Raw genomic sequence first — 13,209 nt, forward strand, 5'->3', positions numbered from 1 at the left:
TCTCTGTTCGGTTTTCATTTTCATCTGAGCTTGATGCGCGGGTCGATGAAGGGCGCGATGATGTCGGCGAGCAGGTTGCCGAGCACGATGGCGAAGGCCGAGACCAGCGTGACGCCCATGATGATCGGAATGTCGACGCGCTGGATGGCTTGCCAGGCGAGTTGGCCGATGCCCGGCCAGCCGAACACGCTTTCGACGACGACGATGCCACCCATGAAGATGCCGATGTCGATGCCAATCATGGCGATGACCGGCAGGATGGCGTTGGGCAAAGCATGGCGGAAGATGATGGCGCTGCGCGCCAGGCCCTTGGCTCGTGCGGTGCGCACGTAATCCTGGCGCAACACATCGATCATCGACGAGCGCATCATGCGCGCGTACCAGCCGGCGCCGAGAATGCCCATGGTGAGCGAGGGCAGCACGAGATGGCGCCAGGTGCCGTAGCCGCCGATCGGGAACCAGCTCAGCCGCACGGCAAAGACGTAGAGCAGCAACAAGCCGACGACGAATTGCGGCGCCGAAACACCGACGAAGGAGGCGACCATCAGCGTCTGGTCGGTGGCGGTGCCGCGCTTGACGGCGGCGATCAGCCCCATCGAGAGCCCGATCAGCAGTTCGCACAGGATGGCGCCGACCATCAGAAGCAGGCTGGCCGGCAGCCGTGAGACGATGAGCTCGGTGACTTCGGAGCGCTGGATATAGGAGCGGCCGAGATCGCCGCTGATGAGCTTGGTCAGGTAGCGCCAGTACTGGACGATAAAGGGCTGGTCGAGGCCGAGTTGCTGGCGGATGTTCTCGACCGTCTGCGGCGTGGCGCTGCGGCCGGCGATCTGGCGCACCGGATCGGCCGGCAGGAGATAGAGCAGCGCGAAGGTGATCAGCGAGACGCCGAGCAGTATGAGCAGCGACTGGATCAGCCGGCGGCCGAGATAGGCGATCATGCCCTACCCCTTTGCGTCGGGTCGAGGATGTCGCGCAGCGCATCGCCGATCAGGTTGAAAGCCAGCGCCAGCGCCAGGATCGCGGCACCGGGGAAGAACACCAGCCAGGGTGCCGCCTGGAAATAGGTCTGGTTCTCGAAGATGATGTTGCCCCAGGAGGCCGTCGGCGGCTGCACGCCGATGCCAAGGAAGGAGAGCGTCGCTTCGAGCAGCACCGTGGTCGAAATGCCAAGCGTGCCCCAGACGATGATGGTCGGCAGAAGGTGCGGCAGGATGTGGCGAAACAGGATGCGTGGCGCACCGGCGCCGATGGTGCGCTCGGCGTCGATGAACTCACGCTCGGCCAGCGATGAGGTTTCGGTGTAGATGACGCGAGCGGTCTGCACCCAGTTGACCAGCGCAATCACCATGGCGACGATCCACAGGCTAGGCTGGAAAACCGCCGCCAGGCAAATGGCGAGCAGCAGTGCCGGAAACGCCATCATCAAATCGGTGAAGCGCATCAGTGCGCTACCGATCCAGCCGCGGAAATAGCCCGCGGTGACGCCGACCAGCGTGCCGATGAACAACGCCACGCCATTGGCAACGATACCGATGATCAGCGAGGTGCGGGCGCCGTAGAGGATGCGGGTCAGCAGGTCGCGGCCGAGCAGGTCGGTGCCGAGCCAGAATTTGGCATCCGGCGGCAGAGGCGAGCCCTCGATCGTGAGGCCATCGAACATCTGCTCATTGGGATCGTAGCCGGTCAGCCAGGGCGCGAGCACGGCGCCGGCGACGACGATGGCGACGATGACCAGGCCAAGCAGTGCCAGACGACGCCTGACCAGCCGGCGCCAGACGCCGGGGCGCGGCTTGGCCGGCATGCGCGCAGGCGCCGTGAGATCAGGCGCGATGGGACTGGTCATCGCCGCCTTCCCCATCCGTCATTGCCACGATCCGGCGCGCGGCATCCTCGACGCTGATCTGCCAGCTCATGGCCAGCGAGCGCAGCTGCGCATAGGCGCGCTCGTCATCCGTGCCTTTCGACAAGGCCGTCACCGCGCGCACGATGGTCTGGCGCTCGGCGACGCGCTGGCGCAGCGAGGCAATCTCGCCAGCTAAGTGTTTTCGCGCCTCGAAACTCTGCCTGGCGATCAGCAGCGCGCTGTAGACGCCGGCATTGCCGACCGGCTTCAGGAGTTGTGCATCGGCCTTGTGCGACAGCGCCCATTCGATCCGGCCGGGCGCCTCGGAGCCGATCAGCGCCACCAGCGGCATCGGCGCTTCGCCCGGCTTCCACGGAAATTGCTCGTCGAAACCGAGATCGGCGTCGAAGAAGACGAAATCGGCGGCCAGCGCCTCCGGCGGCAGTTCCGGCCAGCAGTCGAGCGCGATCAGGCCGATCGCCGACAATTGCCCGGTGATCGCCTGCACCGTCGGATGCGGGCGATGCAGGATGAAGGCCCTGGCGCCGCCGAGATTGGGGATGCGCGGCGTTCTGGTCACGACACCACCCGCAGGCGCGGCCGGCCAAATGTTTTTGCCGGATCGTAGCGCGACAGATAGGGGTCCGGCGCGACCTCATCCTCGCGGCTGACCACCTCGAAGAAGCCGTCCGCGATCCGGCCGATGATCACCGGCAACGTGGCGTGCTGGGAGTGGGCGTCGATGGCGATCGGCCCAAGCCGGGTCGAGAAGCGGCGTTCGGCGAACGCCTTGGAAAATTCCGCCGGACCGGCGTCAGGATCGCGCGAAAGCACGTCGGCCATCACCTGCACGGAGGCATAGGCGGAGGCCTCGAAGGACGAAGCGAAGGCGGCTGGTCGCGGTGCGAAATACGGTCCGACCGACAGATGCCCCTTGCCCGTCTCGCCGATGGCCGGCAGCTCACCCTCGGTGAGGTTGCAGGAGATGACCGGGCAGCTTTCGGGGCTGAAGGCGGAATCTTCACGGCCCAAATCACGATAGGCGGCGAGGAAGGCGTAGGAGGAGGTACCGATCAGATTGTTGAGGATGAAGCTCGGCCGCGTCGCCCGGATTTCCGCGATCAGGCGCGACACGTCGGTCTCGCCGATGCGCAGATAGCGCTCGCCCAGCACCTTGCCGCCGGCGTCCGCAATCAGGTCACGCGCGACGCGGTTCATCTCCCAGCCCCAGATATAGTTCGAGCCAAGCAGGAAGCCGTTGGCGCCGAAGCGCGGCACGACATGGGCCATCAGCGGCACGAGGTGCTGGTTGGGGCAAGCGTGCATGTAGACGACATGCTCGTTGGCCTCGAAGCCTTCATAGGGGCAGGCGTACCAGAGCATGCCGCCGGCCTTCTCAAGCACCGGGATCGTCTCCTTGCGGCTCCAGGAGGTGACGCAGCCTACGACATGGCGGGCACTGCTGGTCTTGAAAATGTCCTCGCAGAGCGTCGCGTAGCGGTCGGCATTGCTTTGTGGGTCGCGCTCGACCGGCACCAGCTCGATGCCGGAGTTCCGGTCGGCATTGATGTCGGCGATGGCGCGCATGGCGCCCATGCGGCACGCATCGGAGACGAGCTGATAGCTCCCCGAACGGGAATAGAGGATGCCGATCTCGATGCGCCGTTTCAAACAGAACCCCAGAAATGACAATGCCCCGCAGCCAGCGCCGCAAGGGCGAGGCATACGAGGCATTCTTGCCGCCCGGCGATCAGGGCCGGTATTTCGTCCTAGCGTATTCGGTCCCGCCGGTCAGTCAAGCGGGAAAGTGTGTGGCGCCTGACGGCGGGATCGGGGTGACCTCGATCATTTTCGAACGATGTCCTCGAAGCTGAGGTCGAAGCGCATGAGGTATTTGCGCAGCCGGTCGGCGTCGTTGCCGCTGGTTTTTTGCAGTCGCGAGACGGCAAACAATTTCCGCCCGGCGGCGCTGACCGAATTGCTGTCGCGGCAAACCTCAAGCACCGTGGCAAGCTGCGCCCGGTCGAAGATGTCGATCTGGCTTTGCCGTTCAGGGCCAAGGATCTCTTGCAGGATGGCGTCGCGGTCGTCGGCATTCCCGGCGCGCCACAAGACCGTCAGGCGATCGATCTCGTCACGCACCGTTTCCTCGTTGATGCGGCCAAGCGGGGCCAATGTCGCCATGCGGGTGATGGAGGCCGAGAGATCGCGGAAATTGGCCCGCCACATTGCCTCCGGCGCCACGGCGAATTTCAGGTAGAGGTCGCGCGCTTCCTTGTTGAAGGTGACGTTCTGTCCCTCACGCTCGCCGAAGCGGCGCAATTCGAAGTCGAGGTTCGGCTCTATGTCTTCCTTGCGGTCGCGCAGCGCAGGCAACTGGAACGTCCACAGGTTCAGGCGTGCAAAAAGATCCTCGCGGAACTTGCCCTCCTTCACGCCGATCGACAGATCGCGATTGGTGCCGGCGAGAAGCTGGAAATCCGACATCACGTCCTGGTCGGCGCCGACCGGCAGGAAACGCTTTTCCTCGATTGCCCTGAGGCACATGGCCTGTTCGTCGAGACCGAGTTCGCCGATCTCGTCGAGGAACAGCACGCCCTTGTTGGCCGATTTCATCAGCCCGGCGCGCTCGTTTTGGGCGCCGGTGAAGGCGCCCTTGACGTGGCCGAACAGGGTCGACATCGCCTGGTCGCCACGCAGCGTCGCGCAATTGACCTCGATGAAGGCTCCGGAAACCTGCCGCTGTGCTTTCTTGAGTTCGTAGATACGCCTGGCCAGCTGCGACTTGCCCGCCCCCGTCGGCCCCGTCAGCAGCACCGGCGCGCGCGAGCGGATCGTCACCTTCTCGATCTGATCGATCATCTGGTTGAAGGCGGGATTGCGGGTGGCGATGCCCGATTTCAGGAACGACGTCGCCTCGTCGCGCTCGGCGGTAAAGCGGGTGGCGATCGCATCGTAGCGGGACAGGTCGAGGTCGATGATCGAATGACTGCCGGAGACATCCTCGTCACGTCCCTCCCTGCGCGGCGAAAGCTGCAGCAGCCGCGCTGGAATGAAGTGCGCCTCGGTGAGCAGGAACCAGCATATCTGCGCGACGTGGGTGCCGGTGGTGATGTTGACGAGATAGTCTTCCTTCTCGGGATCGAATGTGTAGGCGCGGGCGAAATCGCGCAGGCCGGTGTAGACTTCGCTGAAATCCCAGGGATCGCGCATGCTGATCAGATGAGGCCTGACCTCGGTGGCAGGCGAGACCTGCTCGATGTCCGCGATGACCTGCGTGGCCAACTGCCGTGACTGAGTCCCGTGGATGAGTTCCAACCGATCGATGAAAAGCCCCGGCTGCTGGCACAACGCAACCGTTGGCCGCCACTTCCGCCAACGGTCATCCGTACGGCCCGCATCAAGCGTTGTGCCGAGAATGCCAATCGCGACGCGTCTTTTCATTTTATCCTATGGTATAAGTTCCGAGTTTCTTAGATCACTATACAGGCTCTGCCTTGAACGAGGCCAGAGGTGCGCGACCGTCGGCTTGTTTTTTATTTCCGTATCAAATCAAACCACTAGCTGAATTTGAGCGGATCAGCACGCGCTGATTCTTCAAACTGGCACGCGGCCTGCAAAGATGCTGGTGTGAAAATAAAGGATGAGAACAATGGCGAACAAATCCGTGTTTGCGACGATTGCAGGAAAGCTGCTCCCGCCGGCTGACGCCAAGAACCGTGAAGGTGCCGGGGCTTACCGCCTGTCGCCGCATCAGGCTCTTGCGCAGCTGGCGGCGACGGGCACGTTCAACGCGACCTTCTATGCCGAGCCGCGCGAGCAGCTGGATGAGGTGCTGAAGCTAGCCTGGCAGGTCGAGCCGGGATTCCTGGCGCGCACCGCCGTCCGCGCTTTCGAGCAGGGCTACATGAAGGATATGCCGGCACTGCTGCTGGCGGTTCTCTCCTCGATGCAGGGCGACGAGTTCAACCGTGCGTTCGGGCGCATCGTCAGGAACGGCAAGATGCTGCGCAACTTCGTGCAGGTCATGCGCTCCGGCGCCACAGGGCGCAAGTCGCTCGGCACGCGGCCGAAGCGGCTTGTCCAGGCGTGGCTTGAGCAGGCGGCCGACTTCGAGATCATGCGGGCGGCGGTCGGCAATGATCCGTCGCTGGCCGATGTCATCAAGATGGTTCACCCGAAGCCGAAGTCGGCGTCGCGTGAAGCGCTTTATGGCTACCTGATCGGCAAGCCTCATGAAGTCGCGGCCCTGCCGGACGTGGTCAAGGCATTCGAAGCGTTCAAGCGCGATCCGTCGCTGCCCGTGCCTGAAGTGCCGTTCCAGATGCTGACCTCGATGCCGCTTTCGCGCGAGCATTGGGTACAGATCGCGGCGACGGCCGGATGGCAGATGCTGCGCCAGAACCTGAACACTTTCGCCCGCAACGGCGTGTTTGAAGTGGACGGGTTCGGCGAGAAACTGGCGGCGCGACTGCGTGATCCGCAGGAGATCCGGCGCGCCCGGGTGTTCCCGTATCAGCTCATGGTGGCGTTCACCATGGCCGGAGCGGAGGTGCCTGGCGTGGTCAGGGACGCGCTGCAGGACGCGATGGAAGTAGCGCTCGGCAACGTGCCAAGGATCAAGGGCAAGGTGGTCGTGTGTCTGGACGTTTCGGGCTCGATGAGCTCGCCGGCGACCGGTTACCGCAAGGGCGCGACGTCTGCCGTGCGTTGCATCGACGTGGCTGCCCTGGTGGCCGCCGCGGTGCTGCGACGCAACCCGACGGCCAGGGTCTTGCCGTTCGAGAACGATGTGGTGGATATCCGCCTCAACGCTCGCGATACGGTGATGACCAACGCCGCGAAGCTTGCCGCCATCGGTGGTGGCGGAACCAACTGTTCGGCTCCGCTGGCACGGCTGGTGCGCGAGAAGGCTGATGTCGACCTTGTTGTATTCGTGTCGGACAACCAGTCCTGGGTGGATGCGACGGCGCATGCGCATCAGGGGACGGCGACGATGCAGGAATGGCAGAAGCTGAAGGGGTTGAACCCGAAAGCCAAGCTGGTCTGCATCGACATCCAGCCCTATGCGACGACGCAGGCCAAGCCGCAGGCCGACATATTGAATGTCGGTGGTTTCTCCGACCGCGTCTTCGACGTGGTGGGCACGATGCTGTCCTCGAGCGGCGACCCGGACCATTGGGTGCGCACGATCGAGGCGGTCGAACTCTAAGCAATTCCAGGAAAAGTGAGCGCTTTTCCGGCCGGAATTGCGTCAAACAAAGAGGTCCCGGCGGTGCGTCCGCCGGGACCACCGGAACAAATTTTCTTGGCATGACGAATGCCGATGGAACTACAGGCTGTTACCCTCCAGGTCGCGGGTTCGAGTCCCGTCGGGTTCGCAACTATGGACCCGTAGCTCAGCGGTAGAGCGGGACGTTTCGTCAAACCTTGTCGTCATGCCCGACGGCTTTTGCGCGGCTTCGGTCGCAACTGGACAGAAAGGAACTGAACACAAGGCGTGACGAATGCCTGTGGAACTACATCCTAACTTTCGGGTCGCGGGTTCGATTCCTGCCGGAGCTGCCAATCGGCTCCGTAGCTCAGTCGGTAGAGCAGAAAGGCAGTTTCACAACAGACTTGTCGTCACCCCGCAACAACAGCCGCGGCGAATGCCGGATGGAACTACAGCAACATGAACGGGATGCTCCGTGAGGTTCGACTCCTCACCTTGCAGGCGCTCTCTGGCACGAGCGGGACTCCCGGTGTTTCATCATCCCTTGTCGCCGCGGCGAGGTAATAGAATGGCGAATGCAGGCAGGACTACAGGTAGCGCGCCCGTCGAAAGACGGGAGGTCGGGTGTTCAAATCACTCTCCCGCTCTGCTGAGCGGGGTGGCGCAGTCAAGCGTCGTCTTGCCGATCCTTGTCGCCAGCCGTTTGAACAGGGCGAATACCTGCGGGAATACATTGGCATCTGGCGGTTCGAATCCGCCCGTCGGTCGGTTGATCGATCGGTTTCTCGCATCGACTTGTCGCCCGCCGGAGAAGGAACATGAATGGCGAATGCAGGCAGGACTACAGGGATAGAGCGTCCGCGACGAAAGTCGCGGAAGGTCGGATGTTCAAACCATCCCTTCCGTCTCCGGATGGAAAGTAGCTCAGTAATTGTCTTGCCGACCCTTGTCGCCAGACCGAATGAATAGGACGAAAGCCTGCGAGACTACAGGTAGACGCGGCTCGCTTCAGGCAAGCGGGTGCCGAAAGGCGTGAGGGTTCGTGTCCCTCCTTCGCATCTTCGCGAAGTGGCGGAAAAGATGTCTCGCATTCTCTTGTCGTCCGTCCGCAATACGCAGTGCTTGCATCGAAAGTGAATGACATGACCAAGATTTTGAGTGGACAGGATTTGATCGACGCCGGCCTGCCGCAGGGCAAGTGGTTCGGCAAGGCGCTCGTCGCCGCCAATGCGGTGCTGGAAAGCGGCGGATCGCAGAGCGATGCGCTGGAGGCTGCGCGTGCTTTCGCGCCGCCGCCGGCCATGAAGCTGCATGCCGCCTCCTCGATGCCGCTGCATCTCAACATCGAGGCCGAAACGCCAGACGAGGCCGCCAATGTCGTAGCGGTCACGCGCAGCATGGCCGAGCTGATGCGCACGCCGGTGATCCGCGCCGGCGCCATCATGCCGGACGCCTGCCCGGCCGGTCCGTCGGGCACGATTCCGGTCGGCGGCGTCGCAGTGTCGGAGGCGATCCACCCCGGCATGCATTCGGCTGACATCTGCTGCTCGATGGCGATCTCGGTGTTCCCTGGCGTGGCGCCGGCCGCGTTGCTCGATGCCGTGCATGGGGTCACCCATTTCGGACCGGGCGGGCGTCCGCGCGGCCAGCAGATCCGTCCCGCCAAGGAGGTCTTCGAGCGTTTCGAGGCCAACCCCTTGCTGCGCGACCTGAGCAGTGCCGCGATCGAGCATTTCGGCACGCAGGGCGACGGCAACCATTTCGCCTATGTCGGCACGCTGAAGTCGAGCGGCGAGACGGCGCTGGTCACCCACCACGGCTCGCGCTCGCCGGGCGCGCGGCTCTACAGCAAGGGCATGAAGATCGCCGAGGGCGTCCGCAAGACGCTGTCGCCGGAGACCTTGCCGCAGAACGCCTGGATTCCGGCCGATACACGGGAAGGCGATGACTATTGGGAGGCCCTGCAGACGATCCGCAAATGGACCAAGGGCAACCACATGCTCATCCACGACCTGGCGGCTGAAAAGCTGGCGGCGAAGGTGTCGGACCGGTTCTGGAACGAGCACAACTTCGTCTTCCGCCGGACGGGTTGTTCTACCACGGCAAGGGCGCCACGCCGGCCTTCGACAACTGGGCCGACGACGCGACCGATCTGACGCTGATCCCGCTCAACATGGCGGAGCCGGTGTTGATCGTGCGCGGCAAGAACGCGGCGCATGGACTTGGCTTCTCGCCGCACGGCGCCGGGCGCAACTTTTCGCGCACCCAGCACCGGCGCATGCAGGCCGGACGCAGCAACGAGGATATCTTCGCTGAGGAGACGAAAGGCATCGATGCCCGCTTCTTCTCCGGCGTGACGGATATTTCGGAACTGCCGAGCGCCTACAAGAACGCGGCCTCGATGCGCCGCCAGATCGAGCACTTTGGTCTGGCGGAGGTCGTCGACGAGGTGCTGCCCTATGGTTGCATCATGGCCGGCGACTGGGAAGCCAACGCGCCGTGGCGCAAGAAGCGGGAAGCGCGCCAGCAGCAGGGGCGTTAGCCCGCCGCAAACTGGATGCGGGCCACGAGGCCCGCATCCCCCAACACGCGATCAGTGCCCTTGCAGTTGCTTGCGACGCCAGGCGGCGGGTGCCTCGCCTGTCCGTTCGCGAAAGAAGCGTGAGAAATAGGCGGGATCATCAAAACCGATCTCGTAGGCGATGTCCTCGACGGTGCGCACGGTGAACAGCAGCAGCCGCTTGGCCTCCAGCAACCGGCGCTCGCTGACCACCCGCTTGACGCCGCTGCCCAGCACCGCACGGCTGGCCTTGTCGAGAAGATGCGGTGTGGTGGCCAACACCTCGACGTAGCGGTCGACCGGCCAGTTGTCGCGGAAATGGGCATCGACGAGACGGCGCAAGCCTATCGCCAGCGATGAATCGAAAGACGGCGCGGAGGCAATTGTCGCCGGTGCGAGACGCGCAATGTGGGAGAGCGCGACGGCGATCAGCGCCGGCAGGACCTTGTCATTGCCGGCCTGCGCCTCGGTGTATTCGGCGGCGATCATCTCCAGCACCGCCGCCAGCCTTTTCCATGCAGCCTGCTGCGGCAGGCCGTCGGCGAAGACCGGCCTGTCCAATGGCAGCAGGCTGTGGCCTGCAATCGCGGCAAGCGCGTCGTCGGCGACGGAAACGACGATGGCGTCGGTGCCGGGCCCGATCGAGAAGCCATGCACGATCGTGCTCGGCACGAAGCTGACGGCGGGCGCCGAAAAGTCCCAGGATTGGTCCTCGATGCGGTAGGTGCCGGAGCCGCTGGTCCAGTAGGTGATCTGGCCCATCTGCGGATGCTTGTGCGCCGCGACCTGGCCGAGATGGATGTTGCTGCGGGCAAGCACTGTCTCGACATGCAGGAACCCGACATCGAGCGGCCGCACCGGCTCACCATAGACGAAGAAGTCGGGAATGGAATTCTGGCTCATGGCGCCGGAAAAAGTCCAATCGGTTTTGCCGTTCCGTCCATAACCGATCTGTGGCCCAGGCGCTAGGATCGGCGTTATCAGTGGAGGAGTATCATGCGGTCAGAAGATTTCCGTGCCGACAAAACGCGCCCGTTCACCGGGGCCGAGTATCTGGAGAGCCTGCGCGACGGCCGCGAGGTCTATATCAACGGCGAACGCATCGCCGACGTCACCACGCACCCGGCGATGCGCAATTCGGTGCGGTCGCTGGCACGGCTCTACGATGCGCTGCATGATCCGAAACGGCGGGACACGCTGACCTCGGCCACTGACACCGGATCGGGCGGCTACACCCATAAATATTTCCGCGTCGCCAAATCTTCCGGCGAACTCGCGGCGCAGCAGACGGCGATCGCCGAGTGGTCGCGCATGTCCTATGGCTGGATGGGGCGCACGCCCGACTACAAGGCGGCGCTGATGAACACGCTCGGGGCCAATGCCGACTGGTACGGGCCGTTCAAGGACAATGCACTCGCCTGGCACAAACGTGCCCAGGAAGCCGTGCTGTTCATGAACCATGCCATCGTCAACCCGCCGATCGACCGCCACAAGCCGGCCGAACAGGTGAAGGATGTCTTCGTCCACATCACCAAGGAGACCGATGCCGGCATCTTTGTCTCCGGCGCCAAGGTGGTGGCGACGTCGTCGGCGCTGACGCACTACAATTTCCTGGCGCAGGGGTCGGCGACGGTCACCGAGGATCCGTCGCTGTCGGTGATGTTCATCGTGCCGATGAACGCGCCGGGGATAAAGATGTTCTGCCGCGTCTCCTACGAGCAGACCGCCAACACGGTGGCCGCCCCGTTCGACTATCCGCTGTCGTCGCGCTTCGACGAGAACGACGCCATCCTGGTGCTCGACAATGTCTTCATCCCCTGGGAGGACGTGCTGGTGCTGCGCGACGCGCAAAAAATCCTGTCCTTCCATCCAGCGTCGGGCTTCATGCACGGCTATTGTTTCCAGGGCTGCACGCGCTTTGCCGTCAAGCTAGATTTCCTCGCCGGCCTGCTGGCCAAGGCGCTGCGCGCCACCGGCGGCGATGCCTTCCGCGGTAACCAGGCGGCGCTGGGTGAGGTCATCGCGCTCAGGCACATGTTCTGGAGCTTTTCCAACGCCATGGCCTACAACCCGATTCCGTGGGCGAATGGCGCGGTGCTGCCCAATCTCGACGCGGCGCTCGCCTACCGGACCTTCATGTCGGAAGCCTACCCGCGCGTCATCGACACGGTGCGCCGGGTGATTGCGTCGGGCTTGATCTACCTGCCGTCATCGGTGCGCGACTTCAACAATCCCGAGATCGACAAGTACCTGGCGCAATATGTGCGCGGCTCCAACGATATGGGCCATATCGAGCGCATCAAGATCATGAAGCTGTTGTGGGACGCGACCGGCACCGAGTTCGGCGGCAGGCACGCGCTCTACGAGTTGAACTATGCCGGCGCGCCGGAAGAGGTACGGCTGCAGGTGCTGAAGGGCGCCGAACGCGGCGGCCGGCTGAAGGCCATGGAGGAACTCGTCGACTCTTGCATGGCCGACTATGATGAGAACGGCTGGACTGATGATACCTGGCTCAATCCACTTGCTTCGCCGGTTGGGTGAACTCAGATGGCCACGCAGATTTCGAAGACCGATTTCCGCGACGCCATGGCAAGGGTCTGCGCACCGGTCAACATCGTCACCACCGATGGTCCGGCAGGGCGCGGCGGCTTCACCGCCACCGCCATGTGCAGCGTCTCCGACGAACCGCCGACGCTCTTGGTGTGCATGAACGGGCGTTCGACGCAGGCCGCCATGTTCCTCGCCAACCGTCGCTTCTGCGTCAACGTGCTGACGCATGACCATATGCATCTGGCCGGAAAGTTTGCCGGCGCGACACGGGACATGGAGGCGCGTTATTCGGCGGCACGCTGGCAGACGCTGACCTCAGGCACGCCGGCACTGTCTGACGCGATCGTCAATTTCGATTGCGAGATCGAGGACGTGCACATCGTCGGCACGCACAATGTGATGATCGGCCGTGTCATCGATGTCAGGCACGGCAGCGGCGGCTCGGCGCTGCTCTATGTCGACCGGAATTATACGCAACCGACGCGGCTGGGGAGTTTTGGCGGGTGAGGCGAAGCGACGGACTGAAGAGAGATCAGCTCTCGCCGTCGATCAGCGTCTCCAGCAGGTCGAGCAACTGCTCCAGCCGCTCGTGGCCGAAGCGGCGCTCGATGTCGTCGTAGATGACACGACGCTCGGGCGACAGGGCGTCGATCAAAGCGGAGCCGGCTGGCGCGATGGTCAGGATGACGCGACGGCCATCGCCTTCCGCCTTGTTGCGGGTGATGAATTTGCGGCCCTCGAGCGCCTTGATGATGCGGGTCAGGCTGGGCGGCAGCACCGAGGCGCGATCGGCAAGCTCCGTTGCCTCGACCGAGCCGGCTTCGCTCAGCACGCGCAGCACGCGCCATTGCTGTTCGGTCACGTCATGCGCTGCAAGCATCGGGCGAAACCGCGCCATCACCGCTTCGCGGGCGTGAAGCAGCGCCATTGGCAGGGAACGACGAGTGTTTTCAGGCAGCAAGAATCAGCGTCCCCAATCATGCGGTTGTCAGTCGAATCTAACCCGATATGGACAACGCCAAACCCGACCTTTCCATC

The 13,209-nt window shown here is 63.6% G+C and carries 10 protein-coding genes and 1 pseudogene; 4 read left to right on the forward strand and 7 right to left on the reverse strand.

The features are described from left to right. Nucleotides 1-20: 20 nt before the first annotated feature. From AC56QX_RS05015 to rtcR, 5 genes are all read right to left on the reverse strand, one after another. Complete coding sequence (locus AC56QX_RS05015) at nt 21-941, reverse strand: ABC transporter permease (protein ID WP_497114035.1); 921 nt, start codon at nt 939-941, stop codon at nt 21-23. Beyond that, entirely contained in the window at nt 938-1,846 is a 909-nt protein-coding gene (locus tag AC56QX_RS05020; RefSeq protein ID WP_497114037.1) for an ABC transporter permease, read from the reverse strand. The genes AC56QX_RS05015 and AC56QX_RS05020 overlap by 4 nt, the downstream gene beginning before the upstream one ends. Further along, nucleotides 1,824-2,426, reverse strand: a complete 603-nt coding sequence (locus AC56QX_RS05025; protein ID WP_497114039.1) for an ANTAR domain-containing response regulator — start codon at nt 2,424-2,426, stop codon at nt 1,824-1,826. The genes AC56QX_RS05020 and AC56QX_RS05025 overlap by 23 nt, the downstream gene beginning before the upstream one ends. After that, nucleotides 2,423-3,517: a transporter substrate-binding protein gene (locus AC56QX_RS05030; protein WP_497114041.1), complete on the reverse strand. Its 1,095-nt coding sequence runs from the start codon at nt 3,515-3,517 to the stop codon at nt 2,423-2,425. The genes AC56QX_RS05025 and AC56QX_RS05030 overlap by 4 nt, the downstream gene beginning before the upstream one ends. A gap of 174 nt (nt 3,518-3,691) precedes the next feature. Then, nucleotides 3,692-5,290: an RNA repair transcriptional activator RtcR gene (rtcR, locus tag AC56QX_RS05035; RefSeq protein ID WP_497114043.1), complete on the reverse strand. Its 1,599-nt coding sequence runs from the start codon at nt 5,288-5,290 to the stop codon at nt 3,692-3,694. Nucleotides 5,291-5,498: 208 nt separating this feature from the next. Between rtcR and AC56QX_RS05040 the strand changes: the two genes are divergently transcribed. Both AC56QX_RS05040 and AC56QX_RS05045 read left to right on the forward strand, forming a co-directional pair. Further along, nucleotides 5,499-7,058, forward strand: coding sequence for a vWA domain-containing protein (locus AC56QX_RS05040; protein ID WP_497114045.1), 1,560 nt, complete (start codon nt 5,499-5,501; stop codon nt 7,056-7,058). Nucleotides 7,059-8,203: 1,145 nt separating this feature from the next. Further along, nucleotides 8,204-9,603: pseudogene (locus AC56QX_RS05045) on the forward strand (RtcB family protein). Nucleotides 9,604-9,654: 51 nt separating this feature from the next. Here AC56QX_RS05045 and AC56QX_RS05050 read toward each other — a convergent pair. Beyond that, complete coding sequence (locus AC56QX_RS05050; RefSeq protein ID WP_497114047.1) at nt 9,655-10,524, reverse strand: helix-turn-helix domain-containing protein; 870 nt, start codon at nt 10,522-10,524, stop codon at nt 9,655-9,657. Between the two features lie 93 nt (nt 10,525-10,617). On the opposite strand from AC56QX_RS05050, the gene AC56QX_RS05055 reads away from it, so the two are divergent. Continuing rightward, nucleotides 10,618-12,162, forward strand: a complete 1,545-nt coding sequence (locus AC56QX_RS05055; RefSeq protein ID WP_497114049.1) for a 4-hydroxyphenylacetate 3-hydroxylase N-terminal domain-containing protein — start codon at nt 10,618-10,620, stop codon at nt 12,160-12,162. Nucleotides 12,163-12,168: 6 nt separating this feature from the next. Next, the gene (locus AC56QX_RS05060; RefSeq protein ID WP_027040919.1) at nt 12,169-12,678 is read left to right on the forward strand and encodes a flavin reductase; all 510 of its coding nucleotides are present in this window, start codon (nt 12,169-12,171) and stop codon (nt 12,676-12,678) included. Between the two features lie 25 nt (nt 12,679-12,703). Here AC56QX_RS05060 and hpaR read toward each other — a convergent pair whose 3' ends face one another. Then, on the reverse strand, nt 12,704-13,099 hold the full coding sequence (hpaR, locus tag AC56QX_RS05065) for a homoprotocatechuate degradation operon regulator HpaR (RefSeq protein ID WP_477442230.1): 396 nt from the start codon (nt 13,097-13,099) through the stop codon (nt 12,704-12,706). Nucleotides 13,100-13,209: the final 110 nt, after the last annotated feature.

Source organism: Mesorhizobium sp. RCAM 06353, assembly GCF_059683585.1.

Excerpts from the sequence above, each read along its gene's own strand:
- AC56QX_RS05040 (WP_497114045.1), top strand. The coding sequence starts at position 5,499 with ATGGCGAACAAATCCGTGTTTGCGACGATTGCAGGAAAGCTGCTCCCG.
- rtcR (WP_497114043.1), bottom strand. The coding sequence starts at position 5,290 with ATGAAAAGACGCGTCGCGATTGGCATTCTCGGCACAACGCTTGATGCG.
- AC56QX_RS05020 (WP_497114037.1), bottom strand. The coding sequence starts at position 1,846 with ATGACCAGTCCCATCGCGCCTGATCTCACGGCGCCTGCGCGCATGCCG.
- AC56QX_RS05055 (WP_497114049.1), top strand. The coding sequence starts at position 10,618 with ATGCGGTCAGAAGATTTCCGTGCCGACAAAACGCGCCCGTTCACCGGG.
- AC56QX_RS05015 (WP_497114035.1), bottom strand. The coding sequence starts at position 941 with ATGATCGCCTATCTCGGCCGCCGGCTGATCCAGTCGCTGCTCATACTG.
- AC56QX_RS05050 (WP_497114047.1), bottom strand. The coding sequence starts at position 10,524 with ATGAGCCAGAATTCCATTCCCGACTTCTTCGTCTATGGTGAGCCGGTG.
- AC56QX_RS05060 (WP_027040919.1), top strand. The coding sequence starts at position 12,169 with ATGGCCACGCAGATTTCGAAGACCGATTTCCGCGACGCCATGGCAAGG.
- hpaR (WP_477442230.1), bottom strand. The coding sequence starts at position 13,099 with ATGGCGCTGCTTCACGCCCGCGAAGCGGTGATGGCGCGGTTTCGCCCG.